The sequence below is a fragment of the Nonomuraea fastidiosa genome (assembly GCF_042751225.1).
Classification (GTDB): Bacteria; Actinomycetota; Actinomycetes; order Streptosporangiales; family Streptosporangiaceae; genus Nonomuraea; species Nonomuraea fastidiosa.
On sequence record NZ_CP170570.1, the window covers coordinates 6,002,710 to 6,029,497 of the forward strand.

At 72.1% G+C, this 26,788-nt stretch carries 22 protein-coding genes and 1 pseudogene; 19 read left to right on the forward strand and 4 right to left on the reverse strand.

The features are described 5' to 3' along the window. Window positions 1-9: 9 nt before the first annotated feature. From ACFMQL_RS27710 to ACFMQL_RS27730, 5 genes are all read left to right on the forward strand, one after another. A complete protein-coding gene (locus ACFMQL_RS27710) occupies window positions 10-465 on the forward strand; it encodes a PH domain-containing protein (RefSeq protein ID WP_364054903.1) in 456 nt (151 codons plus the stop codon). Between the two features lie 134 nt (window positions 466-599). After that, window positions 600-1,535, forward strand: a complete 936-nt coding sequence (locus ACFMQL_RS27715; protein ID WP_378787758.1) for an AAA family ATPase — start codon at window positions 600-602, stop codon at window positions 1,533-1,535. Continuing rightward, complete coding sequence (locus ACFMQL_RS27720) at window positions 1,511-2,593, forward strand: VWA domain-containing protein (RefSeq protein ID WP_364054897.1); 1,083 nt, start codon at window positions 1,511-1,513, stop codon at window positions 2,591-2,593. Before ACFMQL_RS27715 ends, ACFMQL_RS27720 begins: the two co-directional genes overlap by 25 nt. Next, window positions 2,586-3,689, forward strand: coding sequence for an XdhC family protein (locus ACFMQL_RS27725; RefSeq protein ID WP_378787761.1), 1,104 nt, complete (start codon window positions 2,586-2,588; stop codon window positions 3,687-3,689). Before ACFMQL_RS27720 ends, ACFMQL_RS27725 begins: the two co-directional genes overlap by 8 nt. Further along, a complete protein-coding gene (locus ACFMQL_RS27730; protein ID WP_378787763.1) occupies window positions 3,686-4,255 on the forward strand; it encodes an NTP transferase domain-containing protein in 570 nt (189 codons plus the stop codon). The genes ACFMQL_RS27725 and ACFMQL_RS27730 overlap by 4 nt, the downstream gene beginning before the upstream one ends. A gap of 56 nt (window positions 4,256-4,311) precedes the next feature. Here the strand turns inward: ACFMQL_RS27730 and ACFMQL_RS27735 are convergent, their stop codons facing one another. Then, a complete protein-coding gene (locus ACFMQL_RS27735; protein ID WP_378787765.1) occupies window positions 4,312-5,199 on the reverse strand; it encodes an endonuclease/exonuclease/phosphatase family protein in 888 nt (295 codons plus the stop codon). A gap of 91 nt (window positions 5,200-5,290) precedes the next feature. On the opposite strand from ACFMQL_RS27735, the gene ACFMQL_RS27740 reads away from it, so the two are divergent. From ACFMQL_RS27740 to ACFMQL_RS27785, 10 genes are all read left to right on the forward strand, one after another. Beyond that, a complete protein-coding gene (locus ACFMQL_RS27740; protein WP_364054888.1) occupies window positions 5,291-6,331 on the forward strand; it encodes an LLM class F420-dependent oxidoreductase in 1,041 nt (346 codons plus the stop codon). 216 nt (window positions 6,332-6,547) lie between these two features. After that, a complete protein-coding gene (locus tag ACFMQL_RS27745) occupies window positions 6,548-7,828 on the forward strand; it encodes a dicarboxylate/amino acid:cation symporter (protein ID WP_364054886.1) in 1,281 nt (426 codons plus the stop codon). Window positions 7,829-7,996: 168 nt separating this feature from the next. Then, window positions 7,997-9,658: a serine/threonine-protein kinase gene (locus ACFMQL_RS27750; protein WP_378787768.1), complete on the forward strand. Its 1,662-nt coding sequence runs from the start codon at window positions 7,997-7,999 to the stop codon at window positions 9,656-9,658. Window positions 9,659-10,007: 349 nt separating this feature from the next. Continuing rightward, window positions 10,008-11,069: an aminopeptidase P family protein gene (locus ACFMQL_RS27755; protein WP_364054882.1), complete on the forward strand. Its 1,062-nt coding sequence runs from the start codon at window positions 10,008-10,010 to the stop codon at window positions 11,067-11,069. Window positions 11,070-11,095: 26 nt separating this feature from the next. Next, complete coding sequence (gene efp / locus ACFMQL_RS27760) at window positions 11,096-11,656, forward strand: elongation factor P (protein ID WP_364054879.1); 561 nt, start codon at window positions 11,096-11,098, stop codon at window positions 11,654-11,656. Window position 11,657: 1 nt separating this feature from the next. After that, window positions 11,658-12,068 carry a transcription antitermination factor NusB gene (nusB, locus tag ACFMQL_RS27765; RefSeq protein ID WP_364054876.1) on the forward strand — a complete coding sequence of 137 codons (411 nt, stop codon included), beginning with the start codon at window positions 11,658-11,660 and terminating at the stop codon, window positions 12,066-12,068. Window positions 12,069-12,263: 195 nt separating this feature from the next. Further along, window positions 12,264-12,611 (forward strand): MmcQ/YjbR family DNA-binding protein, encoded by a 348-nt coding sequence (locus tag ACFMQL_RS27770; RefSeq protein ID WP_364054873.1) that lies wholly within the window; start codon window positions 12,264-12,266, stop codon window positions 12,609-12,611. 847 nt (window positions 12,612-13,458) lie between these two features. Next, window positions 13,459-14,178, forward strand: a complete 720-nt coding sequence (locus tag ACFMQL_RS27775; protein WP_364054870.1) for a methyltransferase domain-containing protein — start codon at window positions 13,459-13,461, stop codon at window positions 14,176-14,178. 73 nt (window positions 14,179-14,251) lie between these two features. Next, on the forward strand, window positions 14,252-15,493 hold the full coding sequence (locus ACFMQL_RS27780) for a DNA polymerase IV (RefSeq protein ID WP_364054867.1): 1,242 nt from the start codon (window positions 14,252-14,254) through the stop codon (window positions 15,491-15,493). A gap of 230 nt (window positions 15,494-15,723) precedes the next feature. Then, window positions 15,724-16,128, forward strand: coding sequence for a DUF3040 domain-containing protein (locus tag ACFMQL_RS27785; RefSeq protein WP_364054864.1), 405 nt, complete (start codon window positions 15,724-15,726; stop codon window positions 16,126-16,128). A 441-nt stretch (window positions 16,129-16,569) separates the two neighbouring features. On the opposite strand, the gene ACFMQL_RS27790 is transcribed toward ACFMQL_RS27785, so the two are convergent. Genes ACFMQL_RS27790 through ACFMQL_RS27800 form a run of 3 tightly spaced genes read right to left on the reverse strand, consistent with a single transcriptional unit; the run spans window position 16,570 to window position 21,333 of the window. Then, window positions 16,570-19,002 (reverse strand): transglutaminaseTgpA domain-containing protein, encoded by a 2,433-nt coding sequence (locus ACFMQL_RS27790; RefSeq protein WP_378787771.1) that lies wholly within the window; start codon window positions 19,000-19,002, stop codon window positions 16,570-16,572. Continuing rightward, complete coding sequence (locus tag ACFMQL_RS27795; RefSeq protein ID WP_364054858.1) at window positions 18,999-20,258, reverse strand: DUF58 domain-containing protein; 1,260 nt, start codon at window positions 20,256-20,258, stop codon at window positions 18,999-19,001. The genes ACFMQL_RS27790 and ACFMQL_RS27795 overlap by 4 nt, the downstream gene beginning before the upstream one ends. A gap of 40 nt (window positions 20,259-20,298) precedes the next feature. Continuing rightward, window positions 20,299-21,333: an AAA family ATPase gene (locus tag ACFMQL_RS27800; protein WP_378787773.1), complete on the reverse strand. Its 1,035-nt coding sequence runs from the start codon at window positions 21,331-21,333 to the stop codon at window positions 20,299-20,301. A gap of 448 nt (window positions 21,334-21,781) precedes the next feature. Between ACFMQL_RS27800 and mraZ the strand changes: the two are divergent. From mraZ to ACFMQL_RS27820, 4 genes and pseudogenes are all read left to right on the forward strand, one after another. Beyond that, window positions 21,782-22,214: pseudogene (mraZ, locus tag ACFMQL_RS27805) on the forward strand (division/cell wall cluster transcriptional repressor MraZ). Between the two features lie 223 nt (window positions 22,215-22,437). Continuing rightward, window positions 22,438-23,403 (forward strand): 16S rRNA (cytosine(1402)-N(4))-methyltransferase RsmH, encoded by a 966-nt coding sequence (gene rsmH / locus ACFMQL_RS27810; protein WP_364054849.1) that lies wholly within the window; start codon window positions 22,438-22,440, stop codon window positions 23,401-23,403. Beyond that, window positions 23,393-24,193, forward strand: a complete 801-nt coding sequence (locus tag ACFMQL_RS27815; RefSeq protein ID WP_378787775.1) for a hypothetical protein — start codon at window positions 23,393-23,395, stop codon at window positions 24,191-24,193. Before rsmH ends, ACFMQL_RS27815 begins: the two co-directional genes overlap by 11 nt. Next, a complete protein-coding gene (locus tag ACFMQL_RS27820) occupies window positions 24,190-26,754 on the forward strand; it encodes a penicillin-binding transpeptidase domain-containing protein (RefSeq protein WP_364054843.1) in 2,565 nt (854 codons plus the stop codon). The genes ACFMQL_RS27815 and ACFMQL_RS27820 overlap by 4 nt, the downstream gene beginning before the upstream one ends. Window positions 26,755-26,788 lie beyond the last annotated feature (34 nt).

The window sequence follows — 26,788 nt, forward strand, 5'->3', positions numbered from 1 at the left end:
GTTTCCCTCGTGTCAGAGCCCGTGTCCCCTCCGCCCCTGCCCGTCACCTGGCGTCCGCGCCGGGCCCGCGTCGTCGCCTACGGCTTCGCCGCGCTGATCGTGGTGGGGGCGGTGGTGATGGCAGTGCTCATCGCGCCGCCGTTCCAGATCGCCGACCGGGTGGCGATCGTGGTGTTCGGGTGCGCGGTGGCGTACGTGCTGCACCTGCTCGGCCGGGTCAGGGTCGAGGCCGACGAGGAGGGCATCACGATCGTCAACGCCGTGCGCACCCACCGCTACACCTGGCCCGAGGTCATCGACGTGACGCTGCTGGTCGGCGAGCCGTGGCCGCGCATCGACTTCTCCGACGGCCGCACCATCGGCGCGATGGGCATCCAGGGCTCGGAGAAGGCCCGCGCCCGCCGCGCCACGGCCGAGCTGGCGGCGCTGATCAAAGAGCGCGGCGAGGCGCACGAGGAGCGCTGAGACGCGGGCGGAGCCTTGACAGCGGCCCGGACGCCGTTGAGGGCCGCCGGTCCGGACGCGCCGCGAGGAGCGCTGAGACGCGCCGCAGGCGGCAGGGCATCGCCTGCGGCGCGGTCGCGACGTAGCCTGAAGGCGTGCTGCGGCGGACAATCAGGGCGACGGACATCAAGTCGCCGGACGAGCTGATCGAGCTTCTCGACCGGCACGCCTACCTGGCCGACGAGGGGCTGGCCACGGCCGCCTTCCTGGCCCTGCGCATGGGGCGGCCGCTGTTCCTCGAAGGCGAGGCGGGGGTCGGCAAGACCGAGCTGGCCAAGACGCTGGCCGCCCTGCTGGACGCGCCGCTGATCAGGCTGCAGTGCTACGAGGGCCTGGACGCCGCACAGGCGCTCTACGACTGGGACTTCGCCCGCCAGCTGCTCCACCTCAAGGCCGCGGAGGCCGCCGGGATCACCGACGTCGGCAGGCTGGAGGGCGAGATCTACGACCGGCGCTTCCTCATCGCCAGGCCGCTGCTGAAGGCCATCGAGACGCAGCCGAGCGTGCTGCTGGTCGACGAGATCGACCGCGCCGACGACGAGTTCGAGGCGTTCCTGCTCGAGGTGCTCTCCGACTTCACGATCTCCATCCCCGAGCTGGGCACGGTGAAGGCCGGGACGCCGCCGGTGGTCGTGGTGACCTCCAACCGCACCCGCGAGGTGCACGACGCGCTCAAGCGGCGCTGCCTCTACCACTGGCTCGAACACCCGAGCTTCGAGCGCGAGGTCGCCATCCTGCGCCGCCGCCTGCCCTCCTGCACCGAGAAGCTGGCCGAGCAGGTCGCCGCGGCGGCCTGGCCTGCGCCAGGCCGACCTGGTCAAACCGCCGGGCGTGGCCGAGACGCTCGACTGGACGGAGGCGCTGCTGACGCTGGGCGCCGAAGAGCTCGACCCCGGGCGGGCCGCCGCCACGCTCGGCGCGGCGCTGAAGTACCGGGAGGACGTCGCGGCCGTGCTCGGCAACGGCCTGCTCGACCAGGCACTGAAGGCGAACGGGCGGTCCGGCCGTGCGTGAGCCCGCCGCCCTCATGACGGGGTTCGCGCGGACGCTGCGCGCCGCGGGCGTCGCGGCCGACCACGAACGCACCCAGAACCTGCTCAGGGCACTCGACCACCTCGACGTGACCGACGCGGCCGCCGTCTACTGGGCCGGGCGGCTGACGCTCTGCGCGGGGCCCGACGACCTGCCCCGCTACGACCGCTGCTTCGCCGCGTACTTCGGCGGGCACAGGGCGACGCCGGCCCGTACGGCGATCACGACCGTCACCCGCCACCTGGCCGAGCGCGACGGCGGCGACGAGGGCGAAGGTGAAGGGGACGACGAGACCCCGGCACCGGCCGGGGCGAGCAGGATCGAGGTGCTGCGGCACCGCGACGTCGCCAGGCTGACCGAGGCCGAACGCGCCGAGGTGCACCGCATGCTCGCCATGCTCAGGTGCGGCCGGGCCAGGCGCCGCTCCCGCCGGTTCGAGCCCGCCCACCAGGGCAGGCTCGACCAGCGCCGCACCATCCGCGACGCGCTCAGGAAAGGCGACGTGGCCAGGCTGCGCCGCCGCAGGCACACCACCAGGCCGCGCCCCGTCGTGCTGTTCGTGGACGTCAGCGGCTCCATGGCCCCGTACGCCGAGACGCTGCTGCGCTTCGCCCACGCGCTGGTCAGGAGCGAGCCCAGGGCCACGCGGGTCTTCTCGGTCGGCACCCGGCTCACCCCGATCACCGCCGAGCTGCGACACCGCGACCCCGGCACGGCGCTCGCCGAGGTGTCCAAGGCCATCCCCGACTGGAGCGGCGGCACCAGGCTCGGCGAGGAGCTGAAGGAGTTCCTCGGCCGTTACAGCGCCAGGGGTGCGATCGCGGTGATCGCCTCTGACGGGTGGGAGCGCGGCGATCCCGAGCTGCTGGGCACCCAGATGGGGCGGCTCGCCCGGCAGGCGTACCGGGTGATCTGGGTCAACCCGCACAAGGGTTACGACGACTACCAGCCGCTCACCGGCGGCATGCGGGCCGCCCTGCCCCATCTCGACGACCTGGTGGCCGGGCACAGCCTGGCCGCGTTCGAGCGACTCAGCGAAAGGCTCGCGCATGCGTGACGTGCTGCCGGAGATCATGAAGTGGTGGCGGTCCGGGGAGAAGTTCGGGCTGGCCACCGTGGTGGGCACCTGGAGCAGCGCCCCCAGACCGCCGGGCGCGGCCATGGCGGTGCGCGGTGACGAGGTGGTCGGCAGCGTCTCCGGCGGCTGCGTGGAGGGCGCGGTCTTCGAGCTGGCCTCCGAGGCCGAGGAGCCGGTGCTGCAGCGGTACGGCGTCAGCGACGACGACGCGTTCTCCGTCGGGCTGACCTGCGGCGGCATCATCGACATCCTCGTCGAGCCGGTCTCGCGGGAGACCTTCCCCGAGCTGGGCGAGATCGCCGCGGCGGTGGAGGAGCGCCGCCCGGTCGCGGTGGCCACCATCGTCTCCGGCCCCGGCAAAGTGGGCGCCCGCCGGGTCATCTGGCCCGACCGCGCGAGCGGCAGCCTCGGCCTCGAACGGCTCGACGCGGCCGTGGACGACGACGCCCGCGGCATGCTCGCCCAAGGGCTGACCGGTCTGCGCCGCTACGGCGGGCAGGGGGAGCGGCGGCTCGACGACCTCGCGGTGTTCGTGCAGTCGTTCGCGCCGACGCCGCGGATGCTGGTGTTCGGCGCCATCGACTTCGCCGCCGCCGTGGCCAGGATCGGCAAGTTCCTCGGCTACCACGTCACGGTGTGCGACGCGCGGCCGGTCTTCGCCACCTCCAAGCGCTTCCCCGACGCCGACGAGGTCGTCGTCAAGTGGCCGCACGACTACCTGTCGTCGGTGGAGGTCGACGAGCGCACGGTGATCTGCGTGCTGACCCACGACCCCAAGTTCGACGTGCCGCTGCTGGAGGTGGCGCTGCGCACCGACGCCGGGTACGTCGGCGCCATGGGCTCGCGCCGCACCCACGAGGACCGCTTGGCGCGGCTGCGCGAGTCGGGGCTCACCGAGGACGAGCTGGCCAGGCTGCGCTCGCCCATCGGGCTCGACCTCGGCGCGCGCACCCCGGAGGAGACCGCCGTGTCCATCGCCGCCGAGCTGATCCAGATGCGCTGGGGCGGCTCAGGCCGCCCGCTGTCCACCACCGGCGGCCGCATCCACCACGACATGCGGCACGAGACGCCGTGAAGGACGCGAGAGTGGCCGGGCTGCTGCTGGCCGCGGGCGAGGGCGCGCGGCTGGGGCGGCCCAAGGCGCTGGTCGAGTACGCCGGCGAGCGGCTGGTGGATCGGGGCGTGCGGCTGCTGGCCGAGGGCGGCTGCCATCCCGTCGTCGTCGTGCTGGGCGCGGCCACGGTGCAGGTGCGCGGCGCGGTGACCGTGCGCAACCCCGACTGGTCTTCTGGCATGGGCTCGTCGCTGCGCGCCGGGCTGGCCGCCCTGCCCGAGCAGGCGGAGGCGGTGGTGGTCGCGCTGGTGGACCAGCCGCTGATCGGGCCGGGCGCGGTGCGCGCGCTGATCGGCTCGGGGGCGGAGCTGGCGGTCGCCACGTACGGCGGGCGGCGCCGCAACCCGGTGCTCATCGGCCGTGCGCACTTCGCCGGGGTGGCGGAGCTGGCCGTCGGCGATGTGGGGGCGCGGCCGTACTTGAAGGCGCATCCCGAGCTGGTCACCGAGGTGCCGTGCGACGAGCACGGCGACCCCGCCGACATCGACACCCCCGCCGACCTCGACCGGCTGCTGCCCCGCGCTTGACGGGCGCGGCCGGTGTGCTTGAGAGGCGCGGGACGGAAGCTCGAGAGGAGCGGTCGTCAGAAGCGCAGCCAGGCGATCGCGGCCCGGTGGTCGCTGCCGGTGGCCGGCGCCACGCCTGCCTTGGTGGCCGTCATGCCGCGATAGAGGATGTGGTCGGGCCTGGTCACCGGGAAGCTCGCCGGCCAGGTGAACCCGAACCCGTCGCCCGCCTCGCTCTGCGCGTTGATCAGCGGCGGCGTGAGGCCCCGCATGCCGCGGTCGGTGGTGGCGGTGTTGAGGTCGCCGAGCAGGATGATGCGCTTGCTCGGGTCGGCGTCGATCAGCTCGCGCGCCTTGGCCAGCGAGGCGTCGCGCGAGGTGGTGTGGCCCGGCCTGGCCGATGCGAGGTGCATGACGTACACGGTGACCTTGCCCTTGGGCGTGGTGACGACGGCGCGCAGGGCGCGCGGCCAGCCCATGCCGACGTCGAGCGGCTTGGTCTCGCTCAGCGGGTAGCGGCTCCACAGCCCGACCGTGCTGACCGGGTAGTGGTACTTGAACATCTTGTTGAGCTGCTTGGCCGCCGGGCCGCCGCGGGTCAGCTCCTGCGCGGCCAGCAGGTCGAGGTCCTTGGCGATGGTGCGTACGGCCTCGCCGGAGGCGTTGTTGCGCACCCCCACGTTGACGGTGCCGACGGCCAGATCGCTGGGGCCGCCGGGAGGCGTCTGCAGCAGGGTGGAGCCGAACATCGCGGCCCAGACCGCCCCGGGCAGCAGCGCGGCCAGCACGGCGCCGGTGGAGCGTGCCAGCGCGGCGGCCGTAAGCAGCAGCGGCACCGCCAGGCCCGTCCACGGCAGCAGGCTCTCCAGGATCGGCGTGAACCCTCCGAGCGCGGGGATCAGCCGGTGACCCGCCAAAGTCGCGGAAACCGCGACGGAGACGACGATGACGACCCGCTTCAGCACCCGAACCAGGCTAGCGGCTCCTGCGAGAGGCACCGTCGCGATACCATGGTGCCGACTCAACAGAACATCATTCGGTCGGTGGGAGTCCTGAATGCGCATCGGTATGGCACTCAACTACGCGGGCGGCTTCAAGGAGTCGGTGGCCGAGCTGGCCGACTACGAGAAGGCCGGGCTGGACATCGTCTTCGTGGCCGAGGCCTACTCGTTCGACGCCGTCAGCCAGATGGGCTACATCGCGGCCAAGACCGAGCGGCTGCAGATCGCCTCGGGCATCCTGCCGATCTACTCGCGCACGCCGACGCTGCTCGCCATGACGGCCGCCGGGCTCGACTACGTCTCCGACGGGCGGTTCACGCTGGGCCTCGGCGCGTCGGGGCCGCAGGTGATCGAGGGCTTCCACGGGGTGCCGTACACCGCGCCGCTCGGGCGTACGCGGGAGGTCATCGAGATCTGCCGCCAGGTCTGGAAGCGCGAGCGCGTCCAGTACGAGGGCCGCCACTACACCGTGCCGCTCCCGCCCGGCCAGGGCACCGGCCTGGGCAAGCCCCTGAAGATCATCAATCACCCCGTACGGTCCCGCATCCCCATCATGGTGGCCGCCATCGGCCCCAAGAACGTCCAGCTGGCCGCCGAGCTGGCCGAGGGCTGGGAGCCGATCTTCTACATGCCCGAGAAGGCCGCCGACGTCTGGGGCGCCGCGCTGGCCGCGGGCAAGGCCGAGCGCGACCCCGAGCTGGGCGAGCTCGACGTCGTCGCGCACGCCACGCTGGCGATCGGCGACGACGTGGCCGGGCTGCGCGAGTTCGGCCGCCCGATGGCCGCCCTCTACATCGGCGGCATGGGCGCCAAGGGCCGCAACTTCTACAACGACCTGGCCAGGCGCTACGGCTACGAGAAGGAGGCCGAGCAGATCCAGGACCTCTACCTGGAGGGCAAGAAGGACGAGGCCGCCGCACTGGTGCCGGCCGAGCTGCTGGAGAAGACCTCGCTGATCGGCAGCGAGGGCTTCGTGCGCGACCGCGTCCAGGCGCTGAAGGAGTCGGGCGTGACGACGCTCAACGTGGCGCCCATCGCGTCCACGCACGAGGAGCGGGTCCGCCTCATCGAGCAGATCAAGGAAATTGTTGCGTAGATCACACTAGGTGGGGGAATTTCCGGCATTCTCCGTTGGTTGTGCCGGGCTGTGAGGTTTTCCGTGGTGATCGTGTGGCTCATCGAGCGGCTGCACATCGATCTGTGCCGGCTGCACGCATCGCTCTGTAGCTGACGCCCCTTCCCGTCAACTGTCGAACAACATCCTCACTCCCGGCATGCCACAAGCATGCCCGCAACGCGAAGGCATCCCCCCGTGAAGAGATTCTCCTTCTCACTCCAACTGCTGCTCGGTCTCGTCGTCGGCATAGCCCTGGGCTTCGTCGCCAAGATCTGGGACGTCACCTGGCTCGCCGAGACGCTCACCAAGGTCGGCTCGATCTTCGTCCAGCTCCTGAAGCTCGCCGTACCGCCGCTGGTCTTCACCGCCGTGCTGGTCAGCGTCGCGAACCTGCGCAACGTCAACGGCGCCGCCAGGCTCGCCACCAAGACGCTGGTCTGGTTCCTGATCACCGCGGCGATCTCGGTGGCGCTGGCCATCGGGCTCGGTCTGATCATCAACCCGGGCCAGGGCGTCACGCTCGACACCGGCTCGGCCAAGGCGCCCGAGCACACCGGCACCTGGCTCGACTTCGTCACCGGCATCCTGCCCACGAACATCGTCACCGCCTTCACCGACGTGGAGGTCCTCCAGATCGTCTTCCTGGGCGTCGTGCTCGGCGCGGCCGCCCTGGCCGTCGGCGAGAAGGCAGAGCCGTTCCTCAACCTCGCGCGTTCCGTCCTTGAGCTGGTGCAGAAGGCGCTGTGGTGGGTCATCCGCCTGGCCCCCATCGGCACCGCGGGCCTGATCGGCAAGGCCGTCGCCACGTACGGATGGGACCTGCTCGCGCCGCTGGCCAAGTTCAGTGCCGGCGTCTACGCCGGCTGCTTCCTGGTGCTGCTGGCCGTCTACCCGACGCTGCTGGCCGTCTGGGGCAAGGTCAACCCCCTGCGCTTCTACCGCAACGCCTGGCCGGCGATCGAGCTGGCGTTCGTCTCCCGCTCCTCGGTCGGCACGCTGCCGCTGACGCAGCGGGTCTCCGTCGAGCGCAACGGCGTGGACGCCGACTACGCCTCGTTCGCCGTGCCGTTCGGCGCGACCACCAAGATGGACGGCTGCGCCTCCGTCTACCCGGCGCTCGCCGCGATCTTCGTGGCCCAGGTGTTCGGCATCCCGCTCGGGGTGGGCGACTACCTGCTCATCGCGTTCGTCTCCGTGGTCGGCTCGGCCGCCACGGCGGGCCTGACCGGCGCGACCGTCATGCTGACGCTCACGCTCAGCACGCTGGGGCTTCCGCTTGAGGGCGTCGGCCTGCTGCTGGCCATCGACCCGATCCTCGACATGATCCGCACCGCCACCAACGTGACCGGCCAGATGGTCGTCCCGGTGCTGGTGGCGCGGTCGGAGGGCCGCCTCGACACGGCCGTGTTCGACGCGCCGCCGCAGCCGCTCGACCAGCCGCGCGCGGCCCGCGTGGCGGAGCCGGCGACGGCCTGAGGTTCTTCGCGAAGGGGGCGGGGCACACCCGCCCCCTGTTTTTGTGCCCGTACGTTTCCGCCGCCCGTACGCCGTCCGGCCGCGTGTACGCGAAGCGGCCGGGGCCGTGGGGGCCTAAGGTAAGTCGGAACTCCTGAAAATTCCGGAATCCGAGTATTTGGCGGGGATATGTCCGACGCGGAGCGCGAACCCTCCTTGATCGCCGGCCGCTACCGGCTCGACGAACGCATCGGCAGCGGGCCGATGGGCGAAGTGTGGCGAGGGTACGACACGCGGGCCGACTGGGTCGTGGCCGTCAAGGTGCTCGGCGCGAGAGCGGCGGGCGCCGCCACCCGTGAGGTGCTCAGGCAGCACGCCCAGGCCGTCGCCAAGGTCATCCACCCCAACGTGGCCATGGTCCTAGACGTCGGCGAGCACGACGGGGCGCCGTTCCTCGTCATGGAGCACCTGACCGGGCTCAGCCTGGGCGAGGAACTGGCGGCGCGCGGCGGCCTGAGCATCGTCGAGGTGTGCGACCTCATCGGGCAGGCCGCCGCCGGGCTCGACGCCGCGCACCGGGCCGGCGTCGTGCACGGGCAGGTCGACCCCGACGCCTTCAGGATGGCCGCCAGCGGCGTGCTCAAGGTCGTCGGGTTCGGGATGGACGGGCGTGAGCCCGTACGCGGGAGCGGCCGTTACGCCGCGCCCGAGCGCGTTCCCGGGCAGCCCGCCGAGGCGCCGGGCGACATCTACGCGCTCGGCTGCGTCTGCTACGAGCTGCTGTGCGGCCGTCCTCCCTTCGAGGACGGCGCGCCCAGGGGCCAGGCCGCGCCGCCCAGCACCCTCAGGGCCGAGGTGCCGCCCGAGCTCGACCGCCTGGTGCTCGCCATGCTCGACGAGGACCCGGCCAAGCGGCCTGCCAGCGGCGAGTACATCAGGCGTACGCTGGCCGCGATCGCCCGACCCAAGCCCGCCGCGCCGAACCAGACGGGCGCGTTCGGCGCCCCAGGGGCCGCAGGGGCCGCAGGGGCCGGTGGGGCCGGGGCTGCTGGGGGAGTGGGCGCACCCGGGAACGCCGTTCCTGGAGGCGCCGTGCCTGGGGGCGCCGTGCCTGGGGGCGCCGTGCCTGGGGGTGCTGTGCCGCAGACCGGGGCGTCGTTGCGCGGGGCCGGGTTCTCGCAGGGGCCAGGGCAGGGGCCGGGCGGCGCCACCGAGGTCTACCCCGTGCCGCCGCCGCGGGCCGGTGACACCGCCGTCTACCAGGCGGCCGATTTCGAGCCCGAAGCGCCGTCGGGATCGGTCAACCGCAAGCTGGTGCTGCAGCTCGGCATCGCCGTCGCGGTCATCGCGGCCGTGACCGTGGCCATGGTCATGATCGCGGGGCAGCGTGAGGAGCAGCCGCTCGCCGAGGCCACGCCGACCCCGAGCCCTTCCCTCACGACGCAGACGGAGCCCACCGAGCCGCCCGTCACCCCCACCGCCGACTCCACGCCGGAGGTCGTGACCACGATCGACGAAGAGGACATGACCGCCCTGCGGGAGATCGCCACGCCCAAGGCGACCCTCGGCAGGTCGGTCCCGGCCGGTGGGTACGAGACCTGGTTGCAGCGGTTCGACCAGGCGCTGATGGCGCAGGAGGCGATGGGTGGGATCGACCCGCACGTCGCCGGCAAGGCCCGCGAGAAGCTCAGGAAGGCCGCGAGGAAGCTCGGCGAGGGCCACCTGGACTCCACGCTCAACCACGTCGCGGGCGTCTACCGCGACCTGCTGCGGGCCCAGGAGAAGGGCCGCATGGAGCAGTCTGGCCCGGCATCCGACTTCATGCGCGACTGGAGCGTGCGCCTGCGCTGACCGCTTCGCGCGAGGAGACCGGAGCGTGCGCCTGCGCTGACCGCTTCGCGCGAGGACATCGCGGCGGCACGGGTGGCTGCCGGCGGCAAGGGCGACACGGTCGCGGGACGTCGGAGGGCGATGCGGTCGCACGGCGGCGGGGGCGATGCGGTCGCGGGGCGGCGGGGGCGATGCGGTCGCGGGGCGGCGGGGGCGATGCGGTCGCGGGGCGGCGGAGGTGATGCGGTCGTGCGGCGGCGCAGGCGCGCGGGACGCCGGCCGGCGCGGGAGGCATCCGCGCGGGACGGTCGCCGGCGTGGGCGGCATCGGGCGGTGCCCGCGTTCTGTCCGGAGCGCGTAGATTGGCGGGATGACCTTCGACTACGCGGCGCGGCGGGCGCGGCTGGCCGAGTCGCTGCCCGGCCACGGGGTCCGCGCCCTGCTGGTCACCTCGCCCGTCAACGTCCGCTACCTGACCGGCCTGGCCAGCTCCAACGCCGCCGTCCTGGTGAACGCCGACGGCACGGCGAGGCTGGCCACCGACAACCGCTACATCGGCGCGGCCCGCGAGCTGGACCTGCCCGTCGTGGAGGCCGGCGACGTCGCGGCCGCGCTGCTCGCGTCCGGCCCCGGTGACGGCCCAGGTGACAAGGTGGGCATCGAGGCGGCGGCCATGAGCGTGGCCACGTACCTGCGGCTGGGCGAGGGCCTCGTACCGCTCGAACAGGCCGTGGAACGCCTGCGCGCGGTCAAGGACGAGCAGGAGCTCGACCTCATCCGCACCGCCTGCGCGATCACCGATCAGGCGTTCGCCGACGTCACGCCCAGGATCGTCCCCGGCATGACCGAGCGCGAGCTGGCCCGCCTGCTGGAGCGGCGGATGGCCGAGCTGGGCGCCGACAAGCCCGCGTTCGACACGATCGTGGCGGCGGGGGAGAACGGCGCGATCCCGCACCACAGCCCCACCGACCGGGAGCTGCGCGCCGGGGACCTGGTCACGATGGACTTCGGGGCCCGCTACCACGGCTATCACGCCGACATGACGCGTACCGTCAGCCTGGGCCCGCCCGCCGGCTGGCAGCGCGAGCTGTACGATTTGGTGGCCGACGCCCAGCGGGCCGGGCGCCACGCCCTGGCCCCCGGCGCGGGAGCCCGGGAGGTGGACGCCGCCGCGCGGTCCGTCGTCGAACGCGCGGGCCACGGCGAGCACTTCAGGCACGGTCTCGGCCACGGCGTCGGCCTGGAGATCCACGAGGAGCCGTTCCTGGGCCCTTCGCGGACCGGTAAACTAGAGGATCGAGTTCCGATCACCGTCGAGCCAGGGGTCTATCTCCCAGGCCGGGGCGGGGTTCGCATCGAGGACACCCTCGTGACACGTGAGGGCGGGCCGGAACTCTTCACCAAGACGACCAAGGAGCTGCTCGTCCTTTAGAGCGGCCACACGCGGGAGAAGAACGAGTGGCGACGACCAACGACCTCAAGAACGGCATGGTGCTGAAGCTCGAGGGCGGTGAGCTCTGGAGCGTTGTCGAGTTCCAGCACGTCAAGCCGGGCAAGGGCGGCGCGTTCGTGCGCACGAAGCTCAAGAACGTCCTCTCCGGCAAAGTCGTCGACAAGACCTTCAACGCCGGGGTGAAGGTCGAGGTGGCCAACGTCGACAAGCGCGAGATGCAGTTCTCGTACAAGGACGGCGACGAGTTCGTGTTCATGGACACCGAGACCTACGACATGGTCAACGTGCCGGCCGCCACCGTCGGCACCGCCGCCAACTACATGCTGGAGAACACTCTGGCCACGGTCGCGTTCAACGAGGGCTCCGCGCTCTACGTCGAGCTGCCGGCCGCCGTCGAGCTGACCATCGCCAACACCGAGCCTGGTCTGCAGGGCGACCGCTCCACCGGCGGCACCAAGCCGGCCACGCTGGAGACCGGCGCCGAGATCAAGGTGCCGCTCTTCATCACCACCGGCGAAAAGGTCAAGGTAGACACCCGTAGCGGCGAGTACCTCGGCCGGGCCTGAGGTGTCGGCACGCGGCAAAGCACGCAGGAGAGCGCTCGACATCCTCTTCGAGGCCGAGCTGCGCGGCGAGGATCCGCTGAAGATCCTCGCCGAGCGCGTGGAACGGAAAGAACCACCGGTCAACGAGTACACCTCGGCCATCGTCGAGGGGGTCGCCCGGCACCATGCGCGCATCGACGAACTGATCACGACGTACGCCGAGGGCTGGACACTCGACCGGATGCCCGCCGTCGACCGTAATCTGCTGCGCGGCGGCACGTACGAGCTGCTGTGGATGCCCGACGTACCCGAGGGCGTGGTCATCAGCGAATGGGTGCACCTGGCGGGGGAGCTGTCCACCGACGAATCGCCGCAGTTCGTCAACGGGCTGCTGGCGCGGTTCAAGCAACTCAAGCCAAGCCTCACCCTTTAGACACCCTTTAGGCACCCCGTTTCGGGGGACCGGAGGGGCGCGTTCGAGGTACGTTTCGAGCACGCCGGTTTCCGTACGGAGGAGGGGCGCGTCACCAGCCGCGACGCGCCCTTCTCCGCGCCGGCCCTGCTTCGCGGTGATTCCGCCCGGCCGGCCGCCGGTTTCTTGTCGGTGGCGGTGGCTAGGGTGACCGGCATGGTGACGGAAGAGGACGTACGGCGGCTGGCCCTGGCGCTGCCCGAGGTGGCCGAGCGGACCATGTACGGCACGCCCGCCTTCTCCGTACGCGGCAAGTGGTTCGCCCGGCTGCGCGAGGAGGGCGACCTGCTGGTGCTCCCGGTTCCGTCGGAGGAGCACAAACGCGAGCTCCTGACCGCCGATCCCGCCACGTTCACCACCACGCCCCACTACGACGGCCACGCGAGCGTCCTGGTCCGGATGGGGGCGGTGGACGCGGACGAGATGGGCGAGCTCCTGGCGGAGGCCTGGCGCCTACGCGCCCCTAAACGCCTCGCGGCCACCCTGGGCCCGCCCTCTGGCTGACGCCTCCCCGGACCGGGAGGGCCGGGTGGTGCTGACCGACTTCGGCATCGCCGGGCAGGTCCCGTGCGAGGCTCCTTCGGGTGCCCGGATGACGAGCCTCGGCACGCTGGTGGCGAGCGCCGGCACGCCGCTGCGCACCGGCACGAGGGGTGAGAGGCCGCGCGGGGACCGGAACGTGTCGTGCGACTGCGTCCCCGCGAGTCCGCGCACCGCACCGGCACGAGGGGTGAGAGGCCGCGCGGGGCCCGTGGCGCCCGCGATGGGCCCGTGCCACGCGCGCCTGCGCAGGCGCTTTCCACGCGCAACCGTGCCGGGCTCCCACGAGAGGCTACGCGCGGCATCCGAGAGCTGGGGACGGCGCAGATCGCCCGGGTGCTGCGCGCCGATGCGCATCCCCAGCATCCCAGAGCCACCGTGCAGGGCGTTCCCACCAGGCGCCGCTGACGGCCGTTCCCGAGCCGAGGCGGGGGACTCCTGGGCAGGCGGCGCGCACCATCCCGCGCGTCGTCGCCTTGCGCTTCCGTACCGGCGTGGGAGCGGCGAGCCGGACGGCCTCGTGTGACGGCCGCCAGGGATGCGGCCTGGCGACGGGTGGGGCGGCCGGGGCCGGCGGTAATGGGTCTTCCTGGTGTGGAGCGGGCGCTGCCGCGTACGGCGTAGGCTGGGGCGCGTCCACGTAGAAAGCCGTCCGCGAAGTGCACGTTTCGCAGGACGCGCGTTCGCGGAACCGCGCGTTGAGCGGCGGATGCCCGGGGCGTCCGGGAGCCGCCGCAGGGGCGCCGGTCGCGGCGGAGAGGGAGGCGAGCCGAGGTTGCGGGCAGAAGGCGTCACCACGAGGACCCCGGCGGTGCGCACCGCCGTCGTCTGGGAGGCGTTGCGGTCCATGCTGGCCGAGCGCACGGCGGCCACCGGGCGGGAGTCGCTCGACATCGTCGACGCCGGCGGCGGCACCGGCGGGTTCGCCGTGCCGCTGGCCGAGCTGGGTCACTCCGTCACCGTCGTCGACCCGAGCCCCGACTCGCTGGCCGCGCTGGAGCGCCGGGCCAAGGAGCGCGGCGTGGGCGTGCGCGGCATCCAGGGCGACGCGGCCGACCTGAGCGACCTGCTCAGCCACGAGTCGGCCGACCTGGTGCTGTGCCACAGCGTGCTGGAGTACGTGGAAGACCCGACCAGCGCGCTGACCGCGGTCGCGGGGCTGCTGCGCAAGGGCGGCACGGTCAGCGTGCTGGCCGCCAACCCGGTCGCGAGCGCCATCCACCGGGCGCTGGCCGGGCAGTTCGAGGAGGCCAGGGCGGTGCTGGCCGATCCGGTCGGCACGTGGGGCGACCGCGACCCGACACCGCGCCGCTTCTCCGCGGATACGCTGGCCGAGCTGCTGGAGGCGGCCGGATTCACGGTGGGCTCCATCCACGGCGTGCGGGTCTTCGCCGACCTGGTGCCGAGCCGGCTGATCGACGGCGAGCCCGGCGCGGCGGAGTCGCTGGTCGCGCTCGAACAGGCCGCCTCGACCCATCCCGTGCTCCGCGACATCGCCACGCAGCTCCACGTGCTCGCGCACCGGGCCTGAGCCGGAGGAAAGAGAAGGGAAACGATGGCCGCTCCCCTCGGTATAGAACGTCTGTTCGGATAGAATCGGCTGCGTGTCTCGCAAGCAGATCACCGGCATCGGCCCCGCTCCGCGCACCGGGGCCGATGACAGCGGCTGCCCGATCCTCCATGTCGACATGGACGCCTTCTACGCCAGCGTCGAGCTGCTCGAGCGACCCGAGCTGAAGGGGCGTCCGGTGATCGTGGGCTCGCCCGCCGGGCGCGGCGTCGTGCTCAGCGCCACGTACGAGGCGAGGGCGTTCGGCGTGCACTCGGCGATGCCGATGAGCCGGGCGCGCCGGCTCTGCCCCCAGGCCACGATCATCCCGCCGAGCCACGGTAAGTACGCCGAGGTCTCCAAGGGCGTCATGGAGATCTTCCACGCCATCACCCCGCTGGTGGAGCCCATCGCCTCCGACGAGGCGTTCCTCGACGTGGGCGGTGCCAGGCGGCGGCTCGGCCCGCCCGCGACGGTCGCCGCCATGATCAGGGAGCAGGTGTTCGAACGCTACGGCATCACGTGTTCCGTGGGCGTGGCGAGCAGCAAATTCATCGCAAAACTCGCTTCCAAGCAGTGCAAGCCCGACGGCCTGCTGGTGGTGCCCGCCGACGAGGTGGTCGACTTCCTCCATCCGCTGCCGGTCTCGGCGCTGTGGGGCGTCGGCGAGCGCACCGAGCAGGCGCTGGTGCGCCTGGGCATCCGTACGGTCGGCGACCTCGCCAAGGTTCCGCCCGCCACCCTCCAGCGTGAGCTGGGGCAGGCGGTGGGCGGTCATCTGGCGGCCCTGGCCTGGGGGCGCGACGAACGCCCGGTGACCGCGCACGTGCCCGACAAGAGCATCGGAAACGAGGAGACGTTCGCCACCGACGTCGACGATCCCGACGTGATCAAGCGCGAGCTGCTGCGCCTGTCGGAGCGGGTCGCAGCTCGCATGCGTAAGGCCGGTCACGTGGGAAGGACAGTAAGTGTGAAGCTACGCCGAGCCGATTTCACCACGATCAGCCGGTCGCGTACGCTGCGCGAGCCGACCGACGTGGCGCAGGTGATTTACGCCACCGCCTGCGAGCTGTTCGAGGCGGCCGGGCTTCAGCGGGTGCGGCTGCGCCTGGTGGGGGTCCGGATGGAGAACCTGCGACCGGCCGGCGAGGCCACCCGCCAGCTCAGCATCGGAGAGAAGGAGACCGGGTGGCGCGAGGCGGAGCAGGCCATGGACCGGGCCATCCAGAGATTCGGTCCCGACGCGGTGCTCCCGGCGTCGCTGGTACGTGGCAAGCTTGATGAAATAGAGACATGACGTTCGATGTCAGGACTTGCTGGGGGCGTCCGTGTCAGGATTTGGGGGGAAGGGGGGCGAGATGAGCCACAATAGAGCTATGACGTCGCCTCCGGTTTGGTCTGCGTTGGACGTTTGCTTTCGCCTACGTCTACAGCCTCGTATTCTGGGGATAACCGACCGCGAGGTTCGGACACCCCGTGTCGTCCGTTGCCGTCTTCCCCGTCCTGGGGCCGTCCTTGGGAGGCGCCGTGCCGCTCTCTGAGCACGAGCAGCGCTTGCTCGACCAGATCGAGCAGGCCCTCTACGCCGAGGACCCGAAGTGGGCCAACACCGTAAGGATCAGCGACCCGCGCAGCCATTACAAGCGTCGCCTGGTCAAAGCCTCCATCGGCTTTGCGCTCGGCGTCGTCATCATGATGGTCGGCGTGGTCATCAGCGGCACCGCCCTGATCCCGCTCGGCGTCGGCGGTTTCGTGGTCATGCTCGCCGCGTGTCTGTGGGGCCTGTCCAGCTGGAAAAAGATGAATGGATTCGGCGACGGCCCCGGTGCCGGCACGGCCACCCCTCCGGGCAAGCAGGCCCGCCGGGGCAACCGAGGCACCTTCATGGAGCGCATGGAAGAGCGCTGGCGCCGTCGTCACGACGAACGCTGACCCATCCGGGCAAGCGTCGCGGCCGCCCCCGGTAGGGGACGGCCGCTGGCACGCCCACCGTCAGCCGGTACCGGCAGCTTGTCCGTGCCCCGTCCAGGCTTCACCGGGTGCCGGATCCCGTGCCCGGTTCTCTCGCGTCCTCCCAGCACCATCCCGGCCATCGTCTTCCGGCCGCCGCTCCGTTCAGGCAACGTCGAGCCTCGCACCCCGTCGCCGGCAGGAGTCCGTAGGCGTCGCTCTCGTTGAGCCGCGACACCCGCCATCGTCGGCTGCGGTCGGTCGGCGGCCACCTCGTCCAGACGGCCGCGCGCTCTTCACCGCCGTCGTCGGCTTCCTCCCGCGAGCGTCGTTTCGGGCCGGGCCGGCCGGCACAACACTCCCAGACGCGGCGCGACCGCCCAGCCCGTGAAAGCAGAGGGCTGGGCGGTCGCCTTCCGTGGGTCAGGCGCCTCGCTGGGCCGAAGTGCGGCGCAGGCGGATGGTCTCCAGCAGGTCGAACCCGTCGAGCAGCCGCTCGCCCACCTGCCGCATCCGCCGCAGCGTGGACGGCGGCAGCAGCACGGCGCGCACCCGCCGCCCGCGCGAGACGGTGGCCGCCAGCGCCAGGCGTACCCGGCGCAGCTCCTTGCCCATGGGAGCGATCCGGCCTGGATCGCGGGCGAACAGCACCCGCTCGACGCTCTGCGCGATGGCCGCCATGGCCGCCGCGGACTCGGCGTCGAACTCGTACTGCTCGGTCAGCCGCCGGGCCAGCGCGCGCGGCGTCTCGCTCGGCAAGCGGGCCATGCCGTAGTCGTACAGGACGTCGTCGAGCTCGGCCCATACGGCGGCGACGGTCGCCTGGCCGCGGCGGGTGACCATCCTGGCGGTCAGCTCGTCGGACGGCTGGGAGACCTTCCAGGTGAGGCGGCGTACCCGGCGGTTACGGGAGATCAGCCGCAGACCGGCCGGGATCAGCAGGACGAGCAGCAGCGCGCCCGCCCCGATGCCGATCTTGGCGGCCAGCGGCATCGAGTCGTCCGGCGGCGTCGTGCCGGTCGCGACCGTGCCCTCGCGGTCCAGCTCGCGGGTGTTGCGCCGGGCCTGCGGGTTCTGCGGCTCGTCGGCCTCGGAGCTGGTGGTGCCGGTCGACGGCTCGCTGGTGGAGCCGGTCGACGGCTCGGGCCTGGGCTGGGAGTACTCGGGCACCCGGGCGCTGCCCTGCCCGGCGGCGCAGGCAGGCGTCGGCTCGAACGGCAGCCAGCCCACGCCTTCGAAGTACAGCTCGGGCCAGGAGTGGGAGTCGTTGGTGCCGACCTCCCAGTGGTCGCCGACCTTGGTGCCGCCGGTGTAGCCGATCGCCACCCGCGACGGGATGCCGACCAGCCGGGCCAGCACCGCCATCGAGGCGGCGAACTGCTCGCAGTAGCCGGCCCGGGAGCGCAGCAGGAAGTCGGCGAGCGCCGAGTTGCTGTGCCCCTGCGTCTCCAGGCTGTAGATGAAGCCGCCGTCGGTGGTGAAGAACTTCTGCAGCATCACCGCGGCCTCGTACCGGGTGCGCGCCTCGGCGGTCACCTCGTCGGCGAGCTCCCTGATGCCGGGCGGCAGGTTCTCCGGCAGGGCGAGGAAGCGGTCGTCCGCCTCGGACGGCAGGCTGTCGGTCGCGTCCAGCAGGTCGGCGGTGGGCTCCGGCTCGGTGGTGCGGACCTCGTACTCGGCGCCCGCGGCCTCCTCGCGGGTGGAGAAGACCATGAGCGTGTCCACGTCGGCCCGCCAGTCGCCGTCGATGTCGATCTGCCGGGGCGGATACGGCAGCGGCAGGAACTGGAGCTTCGCGATCTCGTCGCTGATCCGGATGTTCGTCCGGACGTCCCTGATCTTCGGCCGCGGGCCGAGCCCCGGAGGGTCGGGCAGCGGGCCGTTCTCGGTCCTGTTCTGCGGCGCGCCCTTCGGCTGGGTCATGCCGAACTGCTGCCCGTCGAACGTGTCCAGAGCGTAGATCCGCAGGTAGCGCGGCCTGTTGTCGCTGTTGGAGTAGGTCAGCACCACGCGCCGCTGCGGCAGCTGGAGCTGGCCCTTGAGGTTGGCGATGGGGTTGGGGATGCTGATCGAATTGCCGGGCCCCGAGCCCCTGCCGCCCACGCCGAAGGTGAAGAACGACACCGGCTCCATCGTGGGCAGCGCCGCCGGCAGCAGCACGGCCAGCAGGATCGCCGCGAACCCGATGCGCTTGCCCGACAGCCGCAGCCCGCTGGTGTCGGCGGTGTCGCGCGGCGTCCTCTCCTGGGAGAGATTGACCGCGCGCGTACGGCGTACCAGCACCGCACGCCCCCAGTGGCCGATCCGCTCGCGCCCGTCGGAGATGAGCAGCCCGATGAAGCCGAGCGAGGCGATGATGAACGCGGGCCAGCTGATCGGGTCGGCGAGGATCGTCGCCGGCACCGTGGCGAGCGCCAGCAGCGGCAGCCCGGCCAGCGCCGCCCGGCGCAGCCGCGCGGCGAGCAGGTCCACGGCGATCGCGATGAGCGCCACGCCGCCCGCCGTCAGCAGCGTGATGCCCTCGGTGTCCGGTACGGGCGCCGCGAACCGCTGGATGTCGGCCCATCCGACGCCGAGCAGCCTGATCAGCTCCGCCACCGAGTCCTTGGTGGGCACCACCAGCGCCCACGCCTTGCCGGACGCGAACGAGACGGTCAGGAAGATCCACGCGGCCGCCAGCCCCACCAGCGGCGCCGCCCACGCGGGCAGCGACAGCCGGCTGCTCAGCAGGCCCGCCGCGACCACGGAGAGTACCGCGCCGAGCGAGGTCCAAAACCACGAACCGCCCGAGAAGAGGGGGTAGAGCAGGAAGGCGGCGGCGAAGGAGGCCGCCCCCGAGGCGATCGTCAGTCTCATGCCGCCCCTCCCGTGGGATCGAGCACGTATCTGCCGCGGTTGGCGGCGTCCGGCCAGACCGAGGCGATGGAGACGCCGGCGGGCAGGTTGACGATGCGCCAGCCGTACCCGGCCAGGATCGTCTGCACGGCCAGGTGGTTCTCCGCGGCGGTGCGGTCACCGCCCTCCCAGGAGCTCACGTCCAGCAGCACCGCCACCCCGGTGATGCTGCTGTGCCGCAGCCTGGCCAGCTCCCTGGCCTCCTCCGGCTCCATCGCGCCCAGCACGGCCACGATCAGCCCGTCGCCGCCGCCCTGGCGCAGCGCGGACACGCCCATCTCCAGGGAGCGCGCCGGGCTGTGCCTGATGACGGCGAGCGTGTCGAGCAGCGACTGGCTGCCCTGGTCGGTCAGGTGCTCGGCGCCCTGGTCGGTGACCAGCCGCAGGCCGAGGCCCTCGCGGGAGAGGTGCACGCCGATCGAGGCCGCCGCCGAGACGGCCACCTCGAACGACGAGCGCGGGCCCTCGCCGCGGTGCGCGTGCCTGCGGGTGTCGAGCAGCAGCGCGCCGCGGCTCTGCCACTGCTGTTCCTCGCGCCGCACCATCAGCTCGCCATGGCGGGCGGTCGAGCGCCAGTGCACCCGGCGCAGGTCGTCGCCCTGCCGGTATTCGCGCGGGGCCACGTCGTCGTCGCCGGCCGCCGCCACACTCCGCGTACGGCTCTCGCCGCCGCCCGCCCACTCGCCCGACAGCCGTACGTGGGGCAGCGCCACCACCTGCGGCGTCACCACGAGCGTGTCGCTGATCGTGAACGAGCGGGTCAGCTCCACCAGTCCGAACGGGTCGGCGATGCGGATCGACAGCGGCCCGATCGTGTAGCGCCCGCGCAGGTCGGAGCGCACCCGGTAGTCGATCTCCCGCACGCCCCTGGCCTCGACCCGGTCCAGCACGAACCGGGGGCGGACGCCCAGCGCGTACGGCACCGTGTCCTCGATGAGCAGCAGGCCGGTGGGCAGGCGGGTGACGTTCTCCAGCCGCAGGGTCACGGTGGCCTCGCCGCCCACCTCGGTGCGTGCCGGGTCGAGCCGGCGGGCGCAGCTCAGCCGGTAGCGGGTCCGCGCCACCACCATCGCGGCGAGCAGCGGCAGCGCCGTGATCAGGACACCGATTCTGAACAGGTCGTTCTCGCCCAGCAGCAGCGCCATGAGCAGCGCCGCGATCCCCGACGCCAGGAACGACCTGCCACGGGAGGTCAGTGCCCGCAGCCCGGCCCTCACCGCGCCCTGCCCCGCGGGCGCAGGTCCTGGATGCCCGTCATCAGGTGCCCCGCGTCTCCGGCACCGGCACCCGCCTGACCAGGTCGGCCACGACGTGCTCCGGCAGGCGGCGCTGGCCCTGGGCCTCGATGCTGGGCAGCAGGCGGTGCGCGAGCACGGGGATGGCGAGGTCCTGCAGGTCGTCGGGGATGACGTAGTCGCGGCCGGACAGCGCCGCGTGCGCCCTGGCGGCGCGCACGAGCTGCAGCGTGGACCTCGGTGAGGCGCCGAGCCGCAGGTCGGGGGAGTGGCGGGTGGCCACGACGAGGTCGATGGCGTACTTCTTGATGGCCTGGGAGACGTAGACGCCGCGTACGGCCTCGATGAGGGCGCGCACCTCGGCGGTGGTCGCGACCGGCTCCAGCTTGTCGAGCGGCGAGGTGCCGCCGTGCACGTCGAGCATCTCCAGCTCGGCGGTCGGCTCGGGGTAGCCCATCGCCACGCGGGCGGTGAAGCGGTCGCGCTGGGCCTCGGGAAGGGGGTAGGTGCCCTCCATCTCGACGGGGTTCTGGGTGGCGATCACCATGAACGGCGACTCGAGCTGGTACGTTCGCCCGTCCACCGTCACCTGGCCCTCTTCCATGCATTCCAGGAGCGCGGACTGCGTCTTGGGCGAGGCCCTGTTGATCTCGTCGCCGACGACGATGTTGGCGAACACGGGACCGGGCTTGAACTCGAACTCCCGCGTCTGCTGGTTGTACGCGCTCACCCCGGTGATGTCACTGGGCAGCAGGTCGGGGGTGAACTGCACACGGCGCACGGGACAGTCGATGGAGCGGGCCAGCGCCTTGGCGAGCATCGTCTTGCCGACGCCCGGCACGTCCTCAATCAGGAGGTGGCCTTCGGAAAGCAGGACGGTAAGGGTGAGGCGGACGGCGTCGCTCTTGCCCTCGATCACCGATTCGATGGCCTGCCGGATCCGGTGGGCGGTGGTGACCAGCTCGTCGAGCTGGGGAGGGACGTCATGGGTAACTGCCACCAGGCCTCCATGAGAAGTGCGACGGCTGTCCCGGTACGGTGCCTTTGCGGGAGCCATGCCATTCCTTTTCCATTGTTCTGTACGACCCTACGACGCTGCGGGTTCCGTAGCGACATTTGTGGATATTCAGGGAACACCGGTCATGTTCCGGTTCTTGTGGCATGGTCGTGCGAATCCCGTGACACAGCGCACTCGAAGGACCGCGGGAAGGCCCCGGCGCCGCCCTCCACCGAGCGCTCCACTTTCCTCCACTCCACGCTTCGCCCCTCCCCTGAGGGGCCTATTTGAAGGCGGTTTCAAAGCCTCGACACGCCCATGGCGGGGACCGCCGCCGCACCCCGCTCCACCCCGAGCCATGCCTCTGACCTGCGGTAACGCAAGGGAAACCAATGATGAAGACGGTTCGAATCAGTTGACGGTGGGGAGAAGTGGAGTATGGTGGTGCGCAGTGGAGGGCACGGTGCACCAGCGCTGAGCGCTTCACGAGGCACGGGAGGTGGGGCCGGTGTTCCTCGGCACCCATCAACCGCGTCTGGACGACAAGGGACGGCTGTTCCTGCCGGCTGAAGTACCGTGAGGAGCTGGCGGAGGGTCTTGTGATCACCAAAGGCCAGGAGCGATGCCTCTACGTCTTTCCCGTGGAGGAGTTCCAGCGCATTACCGAGGCTCTCAGCACCGCCCCGGTCACCGCCAAGGCGGTGCGTGACTACAGCCGCGTCTTCTTCGCCAGCGCGTCCGACGAGAAACCAGACAAGCAGGGACGCATCACCATTCCACAGAGTCTCCGCACGTACGCGGGCCTGGAACGTGACTGCGTCGTCATCGGGGCCAACACCCGGCTGGAGATCTGGGACGCACAGGCTTGGGACAGCTATCTCAGTGCACAGGAGCAGGCGTTCGCCGAACTGTCCGAGGAGGTGCTGCCAGGGATTCTGTAAAAGAACCACGGTCGATCCGTCGGTGATGTCGTTCGGCGAGGTCTCCACCCGCAACCACTGTCCGTCAGCTGATGCACCTTCCCCGGTGTCAGATGGCGGGCGTCCACGAAGAGGGTGCGGATGGGGACCTGGCCGGGCGGCGCCGGTTGGGGACCCAGGAATGACCGGCGATCGATCGATGAACGCGTCATCCGCGAGCAAGGACGCGAAAGGGGGGTTGGAGATGGACGACAGCGTCGCCACGGGCGGTCACGTTCCGGTGATGCTCGACCGCGTTCTGGAGCTGCTCGGCCCCGCGCTGTCCGGCCCCGACCCCGTCGTCGTCGACGCCAACCTCGGACTCGGCGGTCACTCCGCCGCTCTGCTCGCCGCCCACCCGGCGCTCCACCTCATCGGCATCGACCGCGATCCCTACGCGATCGAACACTCCACCCGCAGGCTGAGCCCCTACGCCGACCGCATCACCCTGGTCCACGCCTCGTCCGCAGACCTGCCCGACGTGCTCGCGCGTGCCGGGCGCACCACGATCAACGGGGCGCTGTTCGACCTCGGCGTGTCATCGCCGCAGCTCGACGAGGCCGAGCGCGGGTTCGCCTATTCCTATGACGCGCCGCTCGACATGCGCATGGACACCTCCCAGGAGCTCACGGCCGAGCAGGTGGTCAACACGTACTCCGCCGCCGACCTCACCCGCATCCTGCGTGACTACGGCGAGGAGAGATTCGCTCAGCGTGTCGCGGGCCTGATCATCAGAGAACGTGCCAAAGAGGCAATAACCTCGACGAAGCGGCTCGCGGACATCGTTCGCGAGGCCATCCCCGCCGCGACCCGGCGCACCGGGGGCAACCCCGCCAAGAGGACTTTCCAGGCGCTGCGCATCGAGGTGAACGCGGAGCTGTCCGCCCTGGAGGCGGCGCTGCCCGCGGCGCTCGACGCGCTGGCGCTCGGTGGGCGAGTCGTCGTGCTCTCCTACCACTCACTCGAGGACCGGCTCACCAAGCAGGCCCTCACGGCGCGAACCAGGGACACCAGCCCCCCCGGGCTGCCCGTCCCGCTTCCGGCTCACCAGCCGAGGTTCCGCCTGCTGACGAGGGGAGCAGAGCTCCCGAGCGAAGAAGAGATCGCCCGCAACCCGCGGGCGGCCTCGGCCCGGCTACGGGCGGCAGAGAGGATCCGTGTTGACGACTGAGCAGGAGACCGGCCGGGGGGCTCCCGTCCGCCGCGCGGTGCCCAGGACGGGCGTCCGCAGGCCGGCCGTGTCGCAGCAGCCCAAGCTCCGGCCCCGTCCCGACGTGCGGGCCGAGGCGCGAGCCGACGTGCGCTCCGAAGCGGCGGGCAGGCGCTCGGCCGCCGAGCGCGCGCGCCTGGACGCGCGTGCGGGCGGCTCCACGGGCGCTGCCGCGGCGAGCGGCGCTCCCGCGCGCGGTCGTGCCAAGGCGGCTCCCGTACGCGGCAAGGCGCCCGCGCCCGAACGGACCAAGGCTCCCACGCGCGGCAGGACCGCCGCACCCGAACGCGGCAAGCCCTCCACGCGCGCCGCCGCGCCCGCCACCGCGCCTGTCACCGCGCCTGTCACCGCGCCTGTCACTGCGCCCGCCAGTGAGCGCAGGCCCGGCGAGGCGGCCGGCGCACGCGTGCGCAAGGCGCCCGCAGCACGCCCCTCGGGCGGCCGTGGCCCCGCGCGCCGGCAGCGCACGCCGTTCGTCCTGCTCGTCGTCGGCCTGCTCTGCGGCGGCCTGGTGAGCCTGCTGCTGCTCAACACGATGCTGGCCCAGGACACGATCACCGACGCCAAGCTGCGCGAGGAGATCGCGGTGGCGCGGCGCGAGAACGAGAAGATCGACCAGGAATATCAGCTCAAGACCCAGCCGGGCAACATCGCCCGGCTGGCCGAGATGCAGGGGCAGCACCCCGACTGGGACGAGGTCAACGCCTACACCAGCGACGGACGGCCGAACCAGGCGGACACGGAACGGTGAGGGAATCAGGCGGCAGGGGGCAGGGCCCCGGCCGCGGCGCAGGCGGCGCCGGCTCTCAAGGAGGGCCCGGCGCCGCTCGTCGTACGCCGGGCGGTCCCGGAAGGACGACACGGCAGAGCGGCGGCTCGGGGCGCGGCGGGCCCTCCGGTGAAGGCCGCCCGCCGTCGCAGGAGCCGCCGCGCCGCCGTCGCGACCCCGACGACCCCCTCGACCTGCCGTTCGGGCCCGAGGCGTTCGGTCCCGCAGGCGACGCGCGGGGCCGCTCGCGCGGCGACGACCGGCCGGCCGGGCGCAGGCGTCCCCGTGACGACGATGACGCGGGCCCCCGCAGGGCTCCCCGCGACGACGAGCGGCCGAGAGGGCGCGCGGCCCAGGGCCGTGACGACGACGGCCGCCCGCGCGGGCGCGCCCCCCGCGACGAGGCCGACCGGCTGCGCGGGCGCGTGCAGGGGCGCGACGACGATCGGGGCAGGACCGCCAGGCCCGGCGGCGCCGGCAGGCCGGGTCCCGCCGGCCGTACGGGATCGGCGGCGGGCTCCAAGGCGGCCGGGCAGCCCGGCGGCAAGGCGCGCCGTCCGGGGGACGAGGAGCCCCGGGGGCGCGGCCAGGACGGCCCGCTGCGCCGCACACCGTCCGGTGCCCCCCGAGGAGCCGCGGGCGCCCCGCCGGGAGGTCCCAGAGGGGCCGCAGGCGCCCGGCAGGACGCCGCCCGGGACCGTGACGGCGCGGCGGCCAGGCGCACCCCCCACAGCGGCTCTCGCGGCGCCTCCCGTGGCGGTGACGTGCCGCCGCCCAGGGGACCGCGGCGGCCGCCGCCGCGCCCGCCGCTCGTGCTGCGGCTCGGCAACCCGCGCAGGCGCATCAACATCGGCCTGATCGGCATGACGTTCGTGCTGTCGATCTTCGCCGGCCGGCTCATCCAGATGCAGGGGCTCGACGCCAAGGTGTACGAGGCCGCGGCGGCCGAGCAGCGCGTGCAGACTGTGGCGATCCCGGCCAAGCGCGGCTCGATCACCGACGTCAAGGGCCACTACCTCGCCGTCACCCGCGAGGCGCGCGACCTGTCGATCGACCCGACGAAGGTGCCCTCGGGGAAACGCGCCGAGGTGGCGAGCGTCCTCGCCCAGCAGCTCGGCAAGAGCGAGCAGGAGATCGCCGCCAAGCTGGCCAGGACGGACACCCGCTACCAGCTGCTCGCCAGGGGCGTCGACCCGTTCGTCGCGACCCGGCTGCTGCAGGCCAAGATCCCGTCGCTGGCGGCGAAGAAGACCTACCGCAGGGACTACCCAGCGGGCGACCTCGCCGGCAGCCTCATCGGGTTCGTCGGCGACGACGGCACCGGGCTCGGCGGCATCGAGCGCGAGAAGAACGAGCTGCTGGCCGGCCGCGACGGCAAGATGCGCGTCGAGACCGGCCGCGACGGCCAGCAGATCCCGATGACCAGCAGCGAGCAGACGCCGCCTGTCGACGGCCGTGACGTGCGCCTGACCATCGACCGCGACATCCAGTGGGCGGCCCAGAAGTCCATCGCCGATCAGGTGAAGAAGTCGGGCGCCGACAGCGGCACCGTGATCGTCATGGACGTCCAGACGGCTCAGATCATCGCCATGGCCAACGCGCCCGAGCTCGACCTGAACAACTGGCGCAAGGCTCCCGAGTCGAGCTTCGTCAACAAGGCGGCCTCCGTCGTGTTCGAGCCCGGCAGCACCAACAAGGTGATCACCGCCGCGGCGGCGCTGGAGGCCAAGGTGGTGACGCCCGACACGGTCTACCGGGTGCCCGACCGGATCAAGTGCGCCGACCAGGTGCTGCGCGACGCCCACAGCCACAAGACGGAGCCGATGACGTTCCGCCAGGCCATGGCGCAGTCCAGCAACGTGGCCACGGTCATGGCGGCGCGCAAGGTCGGCAGCGAGCGGCTGCACGCCATGCTCAAGGCGTTCGGCTTCGGCAGCAGGCCAGGCGGCGGCGTGCCCGGCGCGGAGGCCGGCCTGCTGCCCGACTACAAGAAGTGGTCCGGCAGCCAGAACTGCACGGTCGCCTACGGGCAGGGCGTCTCGGTGACCGCGCTGCAGATGGCCAGCGTCTACCAGACCATCGCCAACGGCGGCGTCAAGATCGAGCCGCAGATCGTGGCCGGCACGACGGACGAGCACGGCAGGTTCGTCCCCGCTCCTCCCGGTAAGCAGACCAGGGTGGTGAGCGAGACGACGGCCAAGGAGATCACGACGATGCTGGAGAGCGCCGTGGGCGAGGAGGGCACCGGGCAGCTCGCCGCCATCGACGGATATCGCGTTGCGGGCAAGACGGGCACCGCGAACCGCTACGATGCCGAACTCGGCCGCTATGACGGCTATACGGCGTCGTTCGCCGGGTTCGCGCCGGCCGACAAACCACGCCTGGTGGTGCTGTCGGTGCTGCAGAACCCGAAGAACGGGCACTTCGGCGGGCAGCTCGCGGCCCCCGTCTTCAAGGATGTGATGACGTTCGCCATCAAGAGCAAGAAGATTCCTCCCACAGGCTCGGCCGTCTCGCCGGTGCGGGTCGGCGCGGGACAGTGACCAGGGAAGGTACGCTCTCGCCGTGCGTCCCCCG